Origin of the sequence: Marinifilum fragile JCM 15579, from assembly GCF_001310955.1 — a bacterium.
Classification (GTDB): domain Bacteria; phylum Bacteroidota; class Bacteroidia; order Bacteroidales; family Marinifilaceae; genus Marinifilum; species Marinifilum fragile.
Genome location: NZ_BAZX01000046.1, coordinates 1 through 17,304, shown reverse-complemented (window position 1 = coordinate 17,304; position 17,304 = coordinate 1). Strand labels below are relative to the sequence as shown.

The 17,304-nt window shown below is 36.0% G+C and carries 13 protein-coding genes; 3 read left to right on the top strand and 10 right to left on the bottom strand.

The genetic code is table 11. The annotated features are described in order from the left end of the window. The 4 genes from JCM15579_RS19140 to JCM15579_RS19125 form a co-directional block, all read right to left on the bottom strand. A partial coding sequence (locus JCM15579_RS19140; RefSeq protein ID WP_157471565.1) for an ATP-binding protein occupies nt 1-1,126 on the bottom strand: 1,126 nt, incomplete at its 3' end. Nucleotides 1,127-1,250: 124 nt separating this feature from the next. Continuing rightward, nucleotides 1,251-1,835, bottom strand: a complete 585-nt coding sequence (locus tag JCM15579_RS19135; RefSeq protein WP_172677476.1) for a porin family protein — start codon at nt 1,833-1,835, stop codon at nt 1,251-1,253. Nucleotides 1,836-2,004: 169 nt separating this feature from the next. Further along, a complete protein-coding gene (locus tag JCM15579_RS19130) occupies nt 2,005-3,213 on the bottom strand; it encodes a C1 family peptidase (RefSeq protein WP_054722795.1) in 1,209 nt (402 codons plus the stop codon). Between the two features lie 280 nt (nt 3,214-3,493). Continuing rightward, entirely contained in the window at nt 3,494-4,204 is a 711-nt protein-coding gene (locus JCM15579_RS19125; RefSeq protein ID WP_157471563.1) for a cytidylate kinase-like family protein, read from the bottom strand. Between the two features lie 168 nt (nt 4,205-4,372). Here JCM15579_RS19125 and JCM15579_RS19120 point away from each other — a divergent pair, with 168 nt between their 5' ends. Genes JCM15579_RS19120 through kdsA form a run of 3 tightly spaced genes read left to right on the top strand, consistent with a single transcriptional unit; the run spans nt 4,373 to nt 8,525 of the window. Further along, nucleotides 4,373-6,358: a tetratricopeptide repeat protein gene (locus JCM15579_RS19120; protein ID WP_083464776.1), complete on the top strand. Its 1,986-nt coding sequence runs from the start codon at nt 4,373-4,375 to the stop codon at nt 6,356-6,358. 37 nt (nt 6,359-6,395) lie between these two features. Beyond that, on the top strand, nt 6,396-7,670 hold the full coding sequence (locus tag JCM15579_RS19115) for a replication-associated recombination protein A (RefSeq protein WP_054722791.1): 1,275 nt from the start codon (nt 6,396-6,398) through the stop codon (nt 7,668-7,670). 36 nt (nt 7,671-7,706) lie between these two features. Next, the gene (kdsA, locus tag JCM15579_RS19110) at nt 7,707-8,525 is read left to right on the top strand and encodes a 3-deoxy-8-phosphooctulonate synthase (protein ID WP_054722789.1); all 819 of its coding nucleotides are present in this window, start codon (nt 7,707-7,709) and stop codon (nt 8,523-8,525) included. A gap of 364 nt (nt 8,526-8,889) precedes the next feature. Here the strand turns inward: kdsA and JCM15579_RS19105 are convergent, their stop codons facing one another. From JCM15579_RS19105 to JCM15579_RS19080, 6 genes are all read right to left on the bottom strand, one after another. Continuing rightward, entirely contained in the window at nt 8,890-10,671 is a 1,782-nt protein-coding gene (locus tag JCM15579_RS19105; RefSeq protein WP_305067113.1) for an NADH-dependent [FeFe] hydrogenase, group A6, read from the bottom strand. Between the two features lie 57 nt (nt 10,672-10,728). Continuing rightward, entirely contained in the window at nt 10,729-11,916 is a 1,188-nt protein-coding gene (locus JCM15579_RS19100) for an NADH-ubiquinone oxidoreductase-F iron-sulfur binding region domain-containing protein (RefSeq protein ID WP_054722785.1), read from the bottom strand. 42 nt (nt 11,917-11,958) lie between these two features. Beyond that, nucleotides 11,959-12,426 (bottom strand): NADH-quinone oxidoreductase subunit NuoE, encoded by a 468-nt coding sequence (gene nuoE / locus JCM15579_RS19095; protein WP_054722783.1) that lies wholly within the window; start codon nt 12,424-12,426, stop codon nt 11,959-11,961. Between the two features lie 735 nt (nt 12,427-13,161). Next, on the bottom strand, nt 13,162-14,538 hold the full coding sequence (locus tag JCM15579_RS19090; protein ID WP_054722781.1) for an HNH endonuclease family protein: 1,377 nt from the start codon (nt 14,536-14,538) through the stop codon (nt 13,162-13,164). 1 nt (nt 14,539) lies between these two features. After that, a complete protein-coding gene (locus JCM15579_RS19085) occupies nt 14,540-15,796 on the bottom strand; it encodes a DUF262 domain-containing protein (RefSeq protein WP_054722779.1) in 1,257 nt (418 codons plus the stop codon). A 343-nt stretch (nt 15,797-16,139) separates the two neighbouring features. Then, the gene (locus tag JCM15579_RS19080; RefSeq protein WP_157471561.1) at nt 16,140-17,069 is read right to left on the bottom strand and encodes a hypothetical protein; all 930 of its coding nucleotides are present in this window, start codon (nt 17,067-17,069) and stop codon (nt 16,140-16,142) included. Nucleotides 17,070-17,304 lie beyond the last annotated feature (235 nt).

Sequence of the window (17,304 nt, the reverse complement as noted above, 5' to 3'; positions counted from 1 at the left end):
TTTCAACTCTCATCTCTCCACCATGTCTTTCAACAAACTCTTTACAAAGGATTAACCCCAAACCGGTTCCTGTTTCATTTTCCGTTCCATTTTGAGTTACTTTCTCGTCTATCTTAAACAATTTGCTAATGTTTTCTGGTGTAATTCCTATTCCATTATCAGCTACTGTTATTTCGATAAATTGACCTACAACCTGCGAGCTAACTTTAATCACGCCCCCCCGAGGAGTAAATTTAATAGCATTGCTCACCAAATTTCGCACTACCGTATCAATCATGTTTTCATCAACAAAAGCCATAAGGTTTTCATCAATCTCTGCTGATAAACTAATTTCTTTGTGCTCTGCACTTCCGGTTAATAAATTGACCACTTCATTTACCAAATTCCATAAATCAACCTGTTTAGGTTTAAATTTGATATTACCAGTTTGCATTCGGGCCCATTCCAAAAGGTTTTCCAACAATTTGTAACCCCTTCTGGCCGATTGATTAATGATTTCATGAAAATTATGAAGTTGCTCTTTGCTAAGTTCTTCTGAACTATTTACCAGAAAATCCGAAGCACCAATTAATGATGCAAAAGGGTTTTTTAAATCATGGGCAATAATGGAAAAGAATTTATCTTTAGTTGCATTTAATCTTTCCAGCTCCTTTCTTTGCTTTTCAATCATCACTTTTTGGCGAGTCAATTCTTCCTCCAACTGATCCTTCACCATCATGCGCTTTCTTATATTCTGCAAAGGAATCAGAACTGTATCAATAATTTTAATATTGAATTTAAGTTCAACTTCTTTCAGGTTCGTCTGTGTACATTGCAATAAAACAGTATCGACCTTAGCTTTAGCCGAAGCCGAACGAGTATCTGTATCAATTAATGCGTACTCTCCAAAACTTCTTTCCGCGTTTAATTCAATAAATATGTGATCCTCATCATGAATTTGTACACATCCTTTGGCGATTACATATACTGCTCCTCCTGGATCTCCTATGGTAAAAATGCATTCTCCTGCAGGAACATTCTTCGTTTCGACAATTTCAGAAAGGTAAGTAAAGACTTTCTCATCCTGATCGGCCAGAAAATCTAATTTCTTTAACAATGAAATTTTGGTATCAGAAGGTAACATCATTTTAGGTCGTAATTTAGTCGACTACAAATTAATCTATTTATCATTCAAATAAATAAAATCTAAAAAATAAAGACAAAAAAAACTGCTGATAATTTCAGCAGTTTCAATACTTTATATGAACTGATTAGAACAATTTAAATCCTAATGTTACATTAAACATTTTATTCTTCTTTAGGAACTCTGATGAAACATCGCTTAATCCAAACTCATAATCTAGATCCAGAGTAAGTTTCCAAACATCAACACCAGCTCCTACTTTAGCGTTCCAAACTGCACCTTCAAAATCCTCATCAACTTCCATTAAAGTAGATTTAAAGCTATCGTCGATTTTAAAAGAAGCAACTGGCCCTGCAAATGTTCTTAATTTAAAAGCCGGAAGTTTTACAAGTTTATACCCTAAAAGCATTGGTATATCCAAACTTTTTCTCTTAATATCAAAACCAATACCGTCAACAACTAGTTCACTTTTTCGAGAAACATAATTTAATTCAGGCTGTACATACCATTTATTTAAATTAATTCTCAAAAAAGCACCAAGCATCATTCCGTTATCTGCCTTGTCCTTTATTGTTGTAGCATCAGGAATTTCAGAATCAATTTTAGTACTTACCAAACCTGTATGAAAACCTAAATTTACAGGAGACGACAATTGTGCGAATAATGCAGAACTGAATAAACAGATCACTGCAGATAAGATTAATTTCTTCATAGTTAAATTATTTTCAATTTTTAGAGACACTAATTTAATAGTTTTTTTAACATTAGTCATTAATTTAAAATTATTAATGTCATAAAATATAACATTCACTACTTTAACAAACCGAATAGGCACAAAAAAACCCGACTCAAAGCCGGGTTATTTTTTTGTTATGATAGGATTACAATCCCAATTTCTTTTTCATTTCTTTCGACAATGCATCTTTGTGAATCATGAAAGACATGGTTTTGTATGCTACAAATGGGAATGATGCATAAAAGTATCCATTGTACTTGTTGCTATCATCAGCCCATGAGTTCTTCACAATAAAGTATTTGTTGTCTTTTTGATCTTTTGCAATACCTACAATGTGCATACCGTGATCATCAGTAGTTGTGTAGTTATCGAATGCAAGCTGACGCATTTCCTGAGTAATTTCTTTCTCTTTAACCGGACCTGCATCACCACTTAATTTAGCAGCTTTCTCAGTTTTTGAAAGAGATTCCCATTTTGAAATTTCAGAATCTGTCATGTTTTTAGTTTCAGTTTCAGGAACAATAGCAATACCCTTTCTGTACATGAAACCTTTTTCACTTACATCAGAAGCCCAACCAATGGTATAACCATCCATAATTGCTTTCTCCATGATCTCCATCATTTCATTCAATGGCACGTTGTAAACTTCATCCCACAACCAGTTGTCTGGAACTTCGATAATGAATTTTTCATAGAATGGGTGATGCGTGTATGATGAAATTTCGATATAATCATCAGCATTAACACCAACAAAATCCTTAGCAAATGACTTTGGAGTATATTCTTTTCCTTCGTACTCAAATTTCTCTGGCTTCTCTCCTAAATAAGAATCTAGAATGCCATCGAAACCTTTGTGCCAAACCGGAGTCAATTTTTTATTCTTGTTCTTGATTACAGCACTAACGTAATCATTCAAAACAGCATCCAATTCACCATGAGTATGTCCTTCTTCACCATAGTTTAATCCTTCGTAAACTCCTTCAGGAACAATACCATAGTTTTTCAACACATAAGTCACATCATGGAATGCTCCACCGCCACCAAAGTTGAAATTACCATGCATTCTAACATGTCTTTTCGCTTTATCTGAATAACAGTTGTATACCACGAACATTTCAGACAAATCCACTTCTGGTTTACCCATTCTAATCATTTCTGATTCGATAAATGACAATCCTGAGAATGACCAACATGTTCCCGATCTGTGCTGATCTTTTACAGATGTTGCAGGTAATCTTTTGATATCAGAAAACTGATAAGCTTCTTTTTTCTTCTCTTCTTTTTTCACACCAGCAGAAGCCGAAAATGCCAATCCTGCTGCTAAAAGTCCAACGCTTAAGAATTTTAGTTTCATTTGTTAATAATTTAGTGTTCATTTGGAATTAGATTCCAACATCAATTAATCCCCTATCATACTACTGATCAATTGACAATGAACATTTATGTATTTTGTTATAATGTATTCAAACGCTTGCAAAATTAGCAAAAGCAAATCCTTAAACAAGAACTATTGTCAGTTTAACACATGTTTTAGATAAATCCGTTATTTTTCTGATATTCCCTATAAAAAAATGAGAGTATGCGTAAACAGTACTCTCATTTTATTGCTAGATATAATAATATTGTGAGTTAATTTAACCCATCACAATTTGCTTGCCCAACACTCCTTTTTTCTCCATCAGGTCTATACAGGAATTTACAATATCCTCATCTCGTAAAGTTTTTGAATTGTATATTACATCAAAAACAGTTGCTGACAATGGCTCTTTGTTAAAGTAATTTCTCAAAATTTCTCTTTTCTTATCAATTTCTTCGGCATACTTATGCATCTCTTCCATGCTTAACCTATAAATTTTCTGCAGTTGAGAAGCTCTCCATTCCAATGGTGCATGCAATTTTACATGAAATGATCTTTCTATATCATTGGTCAATACCACGCCTCCTCTACCAATAATAATACAGTTTCCTTTGCATGCAAACGACCTTACCACTTCTGCAATTGTCTTTTTAATTTTTCTATCACTTTGATAATACTTACTCGACAGAGCTGCCAGAATCTCATCCCAAGTTGATTTTTCCATAGAATTAAAAACATATTCAATTTTAGCGGGATCCAAGTTTAATTCTTTTGCCGATCGCTCAAGAATTTCCTTGGTCAAAACAGTCCATCTCTTTCCGGTTTTTACACTTAGCCTTGCAGCCAAGCTATTTGCAATATTGATTGCTGTGCATCCGCACTCACGAGAGATGGTAACAACAGGTCCTTCACAAAACATTTCCTTTTTAGGATCGATAATTTTGGATTCAAACCTTTTTTCCATGTATTTTAACAAAATATTGTCCATATCCACCTCCAAATTAGTTAGTTTATCTCTTTATAATTTAAGATATTTTAAGAACATATAAAAATGAATTGGCTCGGTTCTTGTTATATAGAGTGATTATTTAAAAGAAGATTTCTTTAATTTTATAAATTTGTAATTCATTACTCAAGCTCACCAAAAAAGAATACAATGCGCAATAGATTTGTTCAGCTAATAATCGCTCTTATTATATCATCCTGTCCTATAGTCTTAAAGGCACAATTAAACACCAACAATATTTTCGATAAAGGCAGAAGTGCTATTTATTTTGATGATTACACCGAGGCAATCAACAAATTCAATGATATTATCCGGGTAAAACCATATTTGCCTGAGCCCTATTTCTTTCGAGGATTGGCAAAATCTCATCTTGAGGATTACAACGGGGCAATTGTTGATTATACCAAAGCCATTGAACTGAACCCCAATTACACTTTTGCTTTTCTGTACAGGGGAATTGCAAAAAATGCACTTAAACGATTCCAGGATGCGATCATGGATTTCGATAAGGCCATGTTGCTAAAACCCAATATGGCAGATATCTATTTTAGCAAGGGTAATAGCTTGCTATCCTTAAAACAATACAAAAGTGCAGAAGAAAATTATTCCAAAGCAATCCAAATTGATCCGGAAATATTGGGCGTTTATTTAAATCGATCCATCGCACGCGAAAACCTGGATGACATTGATGGTGCCATAAAGGATTGCAACAAAGCCATTCAACTAAATAACTTCTCGGCCGATGCATTCGGGAACAGAGGTTACCTAAAATTTAAAAAAGAAGACTACGACGAAGCCATAAAAGATTACAATCGAGCTTTAAAACTTGAACCGGAAAATACGAGGGTTCTTATGGCAAGAGCTTTCGCGAATTACCGCTTAAAAGATTTAAAGGGAACCATGGATGACTACAACAAAGTGCTTGAAATTGATCCAAACAATGCTCACTGTTACTACAACAGAGCCTTGTTAAAATCCGAGATTGGAGACTACAACTCAGCAATTGAAGATTTCAACAATGTATTGGAGATGAATCCCGACAACATGTTAATTTATTTCAACAGAGGATTTGTTAAAACCGACATTGGAGACTTGTATGGTGCAATGGCAGATTTTAGCACTGCCATTAGAATCTATCCTGATTTTGCAAAAGCCTATTTGGCAAGGGCATCCGTAAAGCGCGATTTAAATGATGAGAAAGGCGCTATGAAAGATAGATATCAAGCTTTACAGATTATTGACAGGTACAAGAAAATGAAAAACAATGGCAAAATGTCTGCATTTGTCGATACAACCGAAAACTTTCAGCGTTTAATTGATTTGAATTCGAGAGAATCATTTACCGAAGAGATAATTAAAGGACGCGTACAGGATAAACGTGTAAGCATTGAATTGGAAGATAACTTTCACATTACACACTTAAGCATGGATAGTTTGCGTGCTGGAAAGATTCAATATTACGATCAAACGATCATGAAGTACAACCAGCAACAAAATTACAATCCTGCCTTTACCATTTCCAATCACAAAAGAAGATATCCAAAGTCATTGGTTGAAGAACAGATCTCCATTGCTCAGAAACAAATTCAATCCAATCCGGCCAGAGGTTATTTTCATAGGGGAACCTATCAGTTAATGGATAAGAAATACAACAATGCCATTGATGATTTTAACAAGGCCATTGAGAAAGACAAAAACCAAATTTTTGCATATTTCAATCGCGCCAACGCATTGGTAGCCATGACGGACTACATACAATCTATTGGAACAGGAAATGAATCTGTAGTAAGCTTAAGACCTGATGATAAAAAGGATAAAAACGAGGTGATTGTTGATTACTCCAGTGCAATTAAAGATTACACCAGAGTCATTCAATTGGATCCATCCTTTGGTTTTGCAATTTTCAACAGGGCTAATGCCTATGCCAAGTCAAAACAATTCAAGAAAGCCATTGCCGATTATGACTGGGCTCTACAATTGGATCCTAACTTTAAAGAAGCATATTACAATCGTGGGCTAATTTATCTGTTTTTAAATGATAAAACATTGGCATACGAAGATTTGAGTAAGGCTGGTGAGCTTGGATTAATTGATGCATATAATGTGATCAAGCGATATTGTAATAAACAAGATTAAAAAATTGTCCTGATATCAGGATGGAATGATTAAATAAATGACACCAAATCAACCTTTAGCTGAACGCCTGCGTCCCAAAGATTTAAGCAATTATCTTGGACAAAAACATTTGGTTGGCGAAAAAGCCGTACTGCGCAAAATGATAGAATCAGGAAACATTTCCTCGTTCATTTTGTGGGGACCTCCTGGAGTTGGTAAAACAACTCTGGCAAAAATCATTGCAAATCAGCTGAATCGTCCGTTTTATACTTTATCGGCAGTTAACTCTGGTGTTAAGGATGTTCGAGAAGTAATTGCCAAAGCCGAAAGTCAAAGGTTTTTCTCTGCTCCAAACCCTATTCTATTTATCGATGAGATTCACCGATTTAGCAAATCTCAGCAAGATTCATTGTTAGGAGCTGTTGAGAATGGAACCGTGACTTTAATTGGTGCTACTACTGAAAATCCTTCATTTGAGGTCATTTCTCCACTTCTTTCAAGATGCCAGGTTTATGTGCTTAAAGCACAAGAAAAAGAAGAATTGGAGCACCTGATCGATCATGCCATTCAGAATGACAGCTATCTAAAGGAAAGGAATATCAACATCAAGGAAAAGGATGCTCTTCTGAAGTTTTCAGGTGGTGATGCAAGAAAGCTCCTAAATATCCTTGAGCTGGTAATCAACTCACAAACCAGCGATGAAATCATCATCACAAATGAGTTGGTGACCAAGGAGCTACAGGAGAATCCATCGATGTATGACAAAGATGGTGAGCAGCATTACGATATAGCTTCAGCAATGATCAAATCCATCAGGGGGAGCGATCCGGATGCTGCTGTATATTGGTTGGCCCGAATGCTGGAAGGCGGTGAAGATCCAAAATTTATCGCACGTCGACTGGTAATTTCATCCAGCGAAGATATTGGGTTGGCCAATCCCAATGCTTTACTGCTTGCCAATGCATGCTTTCAGTCCGTTAACCTGGTTGGAATGCCCGAATCCAGAATTATTTTGTCGGAAACTGCCATTTACCTTGCTACATCACCCAAAAGTAATGCTTCCTATCTTGCCATAGGCAAGGCGCAAGCATTGGTGAGGGAAACTGGAAATTTGGCTGTGCCGCTGCATTTGAGAAATGCTCCTACCAAATTGATGAAGAATTTGGATTACGGCAAGAACTACAAATACTCGCACGATTATCCGGGCAACTTTGTAGAACAAGATTATTTACCAAAAGAAATTAAAAATCAACGCTTGTATATCCCACAGCAAAATGCTCAAGAAGCAAAAATTTGGGAGAGATTAAAAAATTGGTGGAAGAATCGATTCTAAAATTGTTTACTTTTGCCATGAATAAAACCGAAAATCATGATTGAAAATATTCCAAATATTAAACATACCGATAGTGGTAACTTCTTTCTTTTAGCTGGTCCTTGTGCAATTGAGGGCGAAGAAATTGCCATGAGAATTGCCGAAAGAATTGTTGAAATTACCAACAAACTTGAAATTCCATACATCTTTAAAGGATCATACCGCAAAGCCAACCGTTCAAGATTGGATTCCTTTGCGGGCATTGGTGACGAAAAAGCACTAAAAATCCTTAAGAAAGTAAGCGATACTTTCGGAGTTCCAACCGTTACAGACATCCACAATCCGGAAGAAGCTGCCATAGCTGCAGAATATGTAGATGTATTGCAAATTCCAGCATTCCTTTGTCGTCAAACTGATCTTTTGGTCGCTGCTGCAAAAACAGGTAAAGTTGTCAACATCAAAAAAGGACAATTTTTGGCTGCAGAATCCATGAAGTTTGCGGTAAACAAAGTTCGTGAATCTGGTAACGATCAAGTGATACTTACCGATAGAGGAAACATGTTTGGATACCAGGATATGATTGTAGATTACAGAGGAATTCCAGTAATGCAAGAAAACAACTGTCCTGTGGTATTGGATATTACTCACTCGTTACAACAACCTAATCAAGCTGGCGGTGTAACCGGTGGACGTCCTGAATTAATCGAAACAGTTGCCAAAGCTGGTATCGCAGTTGGTGTTGATGGTATCTTCATCGAAACTCATCCTGATCCTGCAAATGCAAAATCGGATGGTGCAAACATGTTACAGCTTGATTATTTGGAAGACTTGCTAACCAAATTGGTTGCAATCAGAAAAACGATCAATCAATTCTAATATCGAATTTATATAAAAAATTCCCATTGGGTTCTGAGAGCATCACTCCAAGTGATGCTCTCATTTGTTTTATACAGGCATTGGCATTTGAAATGATTGATACCCTCACTTGAAGTGAGAGCATCAAAATGCAGATTACTCCGTTTTAAATAAATCACCATGTTGCAATGATGAATGTTTCCCTTAAAAGGGAAACATTCACTTTGAACCGTAATTCCTTTAATGGATATAAAATAAACCTATAATTTTGTATAAAGAATAGCCTAAGGTGAAAGCATCAACATGTATGTTTGAATAGAAAACATACAAAACAAAAGATCCGGCCTCAACCGGATCTTTCCTTTTTACACAAAATTAACAACTACTAGTACTGTTCACGCTTCACATATGTGGTGTGAAGTAATTTATGAGATTTATGGCTTAAAGGTTCTTCCAGGAAATCCTTATAAATCTGAACAATTTCAGGATTTTCGTGTGACTTTCTGATTGCAAGATCACTATCCTCATTATAAATCGCTTGCATTCTCTTTAAACGAACGTCATTATCTACCGGATAAGGTTGTCCGCCACCTCCCAGGCAACCACCAGGACATGCCATAATTTCTATGAAGTGATAGAATCGATCTCCATTCTTGATGTTATCCATTAATTGATGTGCGTTTTCAAGACCATTGGTAATTGCGCACTTCAGTTCAACACCTTCAAGGAACTTCCAATCATCAAGCGTTCCTTCAATTTTAATACTCACCTCCTTCACTCCATTCAGACCCCGAACAGGAAGAATTTCAAGATTCTCAAATGGTACCTCACGTCCGGTTACGATTTCATAAGCTGTACGAAGAGCCGCTTCCATTACACCTCCTGTTGCACCGAATATGACTGCAGCACCAGAACCTGTTCCCATCATGGAATCAAAGGATTCATCGTTTAGTTTTTCAAACTCAATACCTGCTTGACGAATCATCACAGCAAGTTCTCGGGTAGTCAATACAAAATCAACATCCTTGTAGCCACTATCCTTCATTTCTGGACGATTGGCCTCATATTTCTTCGCCGTACAAGGCATGATCGAAACAGAAACAATATTTTGAGGATCTACTTTAATCTTCTTTGCATAGTAGGTCTTTGCCAAAGCTCCAAACATTTGCTGAGGCGATTTACAGGTCGACAGGTTAGGAAGATATTCCGGATATTTGTGCTCGATATACTTCACCCATCCTGGCGAACAAGAAGTTGCCATAGGCAATGCAACATCTGGATCATCTTCAACCAATGCGCGCTTCAGTCGGGTCAACAACTCCGTTCCTTCCTCCATAATGGTTAGGTCGGCTGTAAAATCAGTATCCAAAACTGAATCGAAGCCCAAACGACGAAGAGCAGAGACCATCTTACCCGTAACGCGAGTACCCGGATCAAAGCCTAGTTCCTCACCCAAACCGATACGTACAGCAGGAGCCGTTTGCACCACGACATGAGTTTCTGGATCAGCAATGGCATCCCAAACTTTCTCTACATAGGATTTTTCGGTTAAAGCACCCGTAGGACAATGTACGATACACTGACCACAGTTGGTACAAACCACCTCATCCAATGCACGATCAAATACAGTTGAGATCTTCATCTCAGAACCTTTATGAGCTACAGCAATGGCACCAACACTCTGAATTTCGGCACAGGTACGAACACAGCGCTGACAACGAATACATTTCGAATCATCCTTTTCAATGGCAGGAGAGATTCTGTCAACCGTATAGCTCTTATCCGGAACCAAATCGATAAAATCCTGGTTGGTAATCTGGTATTCAGCCGCCAATTCCTGCAATTCACAATGTCCGTTGCGATAACACTTGGTACATTCCTCGTTGTGCTCGGTAAGCAACAATTCGATGATGTGTTTGCGACAATTGCGAACTTTTAAAGTATTGGTGTTGATTTCCATACCTTCTGAAACAGGCATGGCACATGAAGCTACAAGTTTATTATTTCCAACCTGTTCCACCACACAAACACGACAATTACCTGCAACGCAAAGGTCTTTGTGATAGCATAAAGTTGGTATTTTGATATGGAGTTTTTCAGCTGCTTCGAGAATGGTTTTTCCCTCTTCTACACTTACAGCTATTCCATTGATTGTTAAATTTACCATGTTTGACATATCAAATTTCTTTTTAATGGTTTAAAATAAATTGGAATTAGCTCTTTCTTAGTAAATCATTTCCTCACGGAAATTTTCTACAATAGAAGAGAATGAATTGGCCACAGATTGGCCCAAACCACATTTAGCCGTCAACTTCATCGTATCGGTAAGCTTAAGCAATTTATCCAAATAAGAGGCTGGCTTCTCGCCGCGCTTTACGGCTTTAATGCCTTTCAATAGTTGCTGACAGCCCACTCTGCATGGAGTACATTGTCCGCATGATTCCTCCTCGAAGAAATCCAGATAGTTGTTCAATACATTGTACATGGAACGAGAAGAGTTGAAGATCATCATCGATCCTCCTGTTGGCAAGGAAATACCCGTTAATTTTCCTTGATAACCAATTGAAGTCTTTCCAAATCGTTTACGTGGAACAAGGAAACCTGAGGCTCCACCCACCTGAACGGCCTTGGTGTCACCATCACCAAAATCGTCAACGAAATCCTGAACTGACATCCCCAGCTCCAATTCATAAATGCCTGGAATTGGCGTATCACCCGAAACCGAAAATACCTTCGATCCGCGAGAATCTTTTACACCCAGTTCGCGGAATTTCTTCGCACCATATTTTAAAATGGTATAGGAATGTGCCAATGTCTCTACATTATTGATTACCGTTGGTTTGTTCAAATAACCAATTTCGGTTGGGAAAGGAGGCTTATTCCTTGGTTCCCCGCGCTTTCCTTCCATCGATTCAAACAGAGCACTCTCCTCACCACAGATGTATGCTCCACTTCCCATGAAAATTTCAACACGGAAATCCAATCCCAATTCGTCTAATATATCGTGAAATCTTCTCAATTCCTTTTTCAGATTTGGAACCAAGAATTTGTATTCTCCTCTTAAATAAATGTAGCCTTTTCTTGCACCAATAATTTTAGCGCAAACCGCCATACCGGATAGAACTTTATGAGGCACTCGGGTTAATATTTCCCTGTCCTTAAAAGTTCCAGGTTCGCCTTCGTCGGCATTACAAATCACAAATTTTTCATCCACTTTTTGCTCAGCAGTCAATTTCCATTTCAATCCGGTTGGAAATCCTGCTCCCCCTCTACCCTTGAGACCGGAATTCACCATCTCATTGATTACTTCCTGATTGGACCTTGCCAATGCATTTCTAAGAATCTCTTTACAATCTTGCTCATTTTTAAAGATAAGGTCGATTCTATGAAGTTGTTTTTTAGTTGTTGTCATACCAAAGGGTATTTAGATTGTTAGTTTTGCTTTATCTATAGCTTAGTTTTCTTCGCGATATTCTCTTAAAATATCCACCACTGAATCTGGCGTCAACTCTGTATAAACATCGTCGTTTACCAGCATGGCAGGGGCCTTATGACACCATCCCAAACAGTTGGTCTGAAGAATGGTAAACTTTTTATCGATCGTAGTTTCACCAACCTTAATCTTTAAGAAGCTCTCAATTGCCTGGATGATTTGGTTTTTGCCTTTCATCGCACAAGTAATTGTTTTGCATACTCGAATTACATACTTGCCTCTAGGTTCTGTGTCGAGGAAGGAATAGAAGGTAGCCGTTCCGTAAACATCAGCAGCAGGTATGCTCATCTCTTTGGCAATCTTCAAAATTGCCTCTTCCGATAGGTATCTTTCCTGATCAATCACTCCCTGAAGAATTGGAAGCAAATTTTCGCGATCAGTACCATACTTGGCAACTAAATCATGCACTAATTTTTCTTGAAAATCCATACACTGTAGGTTTTAGGGTTAATATTAATAGAGTTATACCGATTATTTAATGACTTTGGCTTTTAGTTCACCAACTCCTAAAAGCCATTCTTTAATATATCGGCATTATACCACCACCAACTTCTTAGTATAAATGGCATAACACTATGAATATATAAAAATTAAAGAATTTTTTCTCTATTTATTTAAAAAACCTTAACAGTCAATCTATTACCAAAACAAACAATAATAAAGCTTAACTTAAGAAATCCACATCTCCCCAACATCAACAAACAAAAGGCCTCTGGAAATCTGATGCTCATAATAATTTTTCAATACGTTCAACATAAAATGTCGAAAAACATGCGTAATTTGTATTTAGACTCCTTTTAAACTATGATAAACATGACAAAAGTCATAAAGAAAGCCTTCAGTAATTATCCGAAGGCTTTCTCTATGAATACTTTAAGTTTTTTACTATTTATATAGTTGCTAAAAGATTATAAAATCAACAGGATGATTCCCAATCATGATTAAAGTTTGCTTTGATATGCTCATCAATTCTACATTCTTTATGAACCTTAGATGTAGGCTTTAGGTTATTCATTAAATGCTATAATGCTCGTGGTTAACGGTAAATTGTATGAGTAGTGGCAGATTACGGTGATATACTGTAATCCGATGCGCTGTTTGAGCGGGTTTAAAACCCTGTTTTTTGCACTATCTCTGCCATTACTTATACAAAATGTTATGGGGCTATTCCATTATTATCTTCTTATTTGATTTTTCACGATTACATATTTCGTGCAACAATGCAAGGTTCAATTCGTCATTTGAACCAAAATCATCTACAGATTGAATATGGTCGATCTCATACTTGTCATTTGGTTTTATTTGATTCTTACAATATGGACAAATCCCGTTTTGTTTCTCCATTAGTTTATCAACTAAAGATAAGTCACGAATATTAATTCTTTTACTTTTTTGTACCCCATACCTTTCTCGAATAATATCAAATGTTTTTGATTTTAAGTATTCAACTCTGTCAGAATATGGATTTGTAATGCGAGCGTTACCTCTTTTTGAGTTTTGAATAATTGCTCGATTATCTTCTTCCTTAAAAAAGTCTGTTATTATCTTCAACAGTTCATCTCGATATTTCATAATGAACTTCTCATCTTCATCTGAGATTGTGACTAGTAGCACATCCATTAAAGTTAGGTTTGGATAAACGGTTTTCCTAAGAGCTTTATCATTTACTAATTGGCCAATCACATTGCTTGTACCAAATAACAATCTTGTTTTCCGTAGAATCTTTAGAAAATCTTTTTTGATTAAATCAATATCTGAAAGTGGTGTCTTATGTAGAAAATGGCTTTCAACCTCTAGAAGCATCATTGACTTTGGAAGGTCATTTCTATCCTTCAATTTGTCATAATTCCCTAACAAAGTCATATAACGGAGAATGTCATTTTCATTGTCCATTCTAAGGTCTAGACTATCTGGTGAACGACGAGAAATTCCATAGTTAAAATCATCGGTTTTAGCTATTTCCTTAATCATCCTGGTAAAATCACTTAGATATATGCAATTCCATAGTTCAAAACTATTTGGTTTAATAGGAAATGGATTCTTGTTTAAACGTTCAAATATTTCATATTTGAGAGTAGGTTCAAACCCTTTTTCTTCCTCAAAAGTAAATGTCTTGATTGTAAAATCTAATATCTTTTCATTTAGTGAGAATTTGAAATGGTCGTTCTCAAAGCTCTTACCATTTAAGTTTTTAAGTATTGTCAAGCCAGTTAGGCTAAAACCATTCAATTTGGTTTTCATATCAGTCAATCGACCAAGAAATCCCAAAAATGTTATTAGGCGTTGTTGACCATCTATTACTTCTAGTTTACCATCGTTATCTTTGAATAAATATAACGGAGGTAGTGGGATGCCAAGAATGGCACTTTCAATTAAACCACTAGCTTTTTTTCGGTTTATGACTTCATTCCGCTGGTAACTTGGTCTAAGATTAATAATACCATCTTGATAGTATCTTGCGAGTGTTTTTACACTTGTATCTGATGATGTTCCTTGTTTAAGTTTGAACATTGTCAAATCTAAAGTTTCAGTACTTTCCATCTTAGTTTAGTTGATTGAAGAATGAGTTAATAATTTTTTCCATCTCACTAAAACGATACCTAACTCTTGCCGTATGTGCAACCTTTTCTTTGTAGCAGTCAAGTAGATTAAAATCTTTGTTTTCTGGATATGGTTTTTGTGCAACTTCTAAGAGTGCTGTGTTTATGTATTTACCTAAAGATTTTGAGGAATTAGTGAGAAATTGCTTAGATATCCTTTTATCTTTTGAAAGATGATAATATAATGTTTCAATTAGGTATCTTTCCTGTCTATTTCCTTTGAAATAATCACCATAAACCAAATAAACTTTTTCGAGATTATCTAGAATTGAACCTTTTGTCTTTTTGATAAAACTTTTACTCAATTCTTCTGAATTAATTTCAACATCATCAGATTTTTCTTCATCTTCTTCTGACAAAACAATTTCATCTCCATTTGTTTCTAGGTTGTAAATACTTGATTGAATTCTTTCAAAATTTGTATTTATAAATGGGTTTTTACTTTTTTTAGCATAATTATCCAAAGAGTCATCGAAAAGGGTAAGAAGGTATAACAATGTAACAAATTCGTCATCCGCCATACGTTGTTCTTCAATAAAGAATGGACAAACCTTCAAGAATATTTCCGATTTTGAAATTTCTCTAAACATTTGATGAAAATCATCTTGTGAGTATTGACAATTTCTAACTTCTTGTTGATTTAATGCAGTTAGCCCCGAATTATATCTGTGAAATAATTGATATTTAAACTTAAGCTGTGTGTCAATATCCGTATTCCTATCGACAAGTTTAAATGTTACAGTCCTTACATTATATTGCTTAAAAACGTTTTGAAGTTTTTCTCCTAATTCTTTATAAGTATTTCCATTTAGTTGTTCGAAAAGGGGAGAACTCTTTTTAAGGTCTTGAATTTTTAATTGATTGTCGTAAAACTTAAAAATAGTACTTAATCGCTGTCTCCCATCAATAGCTTCTCGGACAATTCTTTTATACCCATTTACTTCTTTCTCAACTTCTACAAAATATATGATTGGAGTATCAATTCCGAAAATTAAACTTTCAATGAAATATGACTGCTTCGCCGGAGTCCAAACAAATTTTCTTTGATATTCTGGTTCGTGGTCAATTTTTCCAGAAGCAAAATTGTCATACAAGTCAATTATCGGAATATCTTGAGGTGATGGTTGAAAAACCCTTTGAAACTGATAAATTTCATCTTCAAAAATCTTTTGTTGTAATTCGTTGTCAATGTCTTTCATATTATCTAATCAGGTTAGTTGTATGCTGTTTTTTATGACCCATAACTCATTAATAAGTGCACTGGTACACTTATTTTTCTTATCTCACATCAAAAAGGTGCACAATACAGACCTATATGCGGTGTTGTGCACCTTCCTATTTTTTTGATATATTATTGTGCTTCTCAATCATCCCATTAAATTTAAAACTATTCCCTCAAATATTATTTACATATTCTAGCTTATTTCCCTTAGAATCAATCTAAATTTATTTAACCTTTTAAAATCTATTATTCAATTACAGTTGTACATATAAAAAAAGCCCCATTTACAGGGGCTTTCAGAGAGATTAGAATTGAATAATTCAAGCTTCCGTTTCACTTTCCACCTGCACTTCTTCCAGTATGAAGGTAATGTCGAAATGCATGCAATGGTCAGCTTCGAGCATGAACACCCTTTTCTCCTGTTTGTAGGATTCTTTGGTAAACACAAGGCTGTGCTGTCCAGCTGCTACATTGTAGAAATAGAACTGGCCTTTTTTGCCACCTTTCTTTATGGGTTTCTCCTCATCCAACTGTATCCACACATCGCTTACAGGTTCGCCTTTTTCATTTTTAAAGTTGCCTGTAATCACCTTGGTCTTCTTTGGCAAGGCATCGGTGTGTATGGCATTTCGGAAGGCATTGTACAAGTCAGGATTGGTATCGGCAAAATTCGAACGCATATTTGGCTTAATAGAATCGCATAATAAACGCTTAAATGCCTTCAGTTCTGAATCAATCTCTTTGTTTAGATCCTTCTGTCGCAACCTAAATTCTTCAGGGCCAAACAAAATATCCAATGCCGCGGCATGCTTTGCTTCCAAAGCAATCAGGCGCTCATCGGTAATTCCCGCCTCGGCCCTTTCGGCTGGAGCATCCTTCATTACCGTAATCATTTTTTCCACACTGGAAATCACTTTCTCATCACGAGCTTTAGTCAAATCAGATTTTTTACAGTCTTCAATTTTCTGAAAAGGAACAAATTTCTTGTAATTTCCATAACTGCTCAACATGCCTTCTATATTGGCCGCATCAGCAATTAAATCGTCAAAGATATCCTCCTTGTTCTGGGTTAATACCTTGCTGGTTTTCTCCTCCTCCTGTACTTTCAATGCGATATCTGTGTGATATGCCACAGCATCTTCCAACATTGCCCACAAAAGCGGAACCAACTTCAATTCTTCTTCATTTTCATTTTTGAATGCAATGAGTCTGATCAATTGCTCAAAAGTTGCTTTTTCATTGTTATTCATAATGCTCTCCTTTTTTTTAAGCGAGCCCAACATCGGGCATCACCAATTGTTATTTGTTTATTATTAATTACTTCCATTAGCTCTTAAGTCGATTTCCATACCTCCTTAACTCAATTTCCACTACCTCTTAAGTCGATTTACATACCCCCTTAACTCAATTTCCACTATCCCTTAAGTCGATTTACATACCCTCTTAACTCAATTTCCACTATCCCTTAAGTCTATTTACATACCC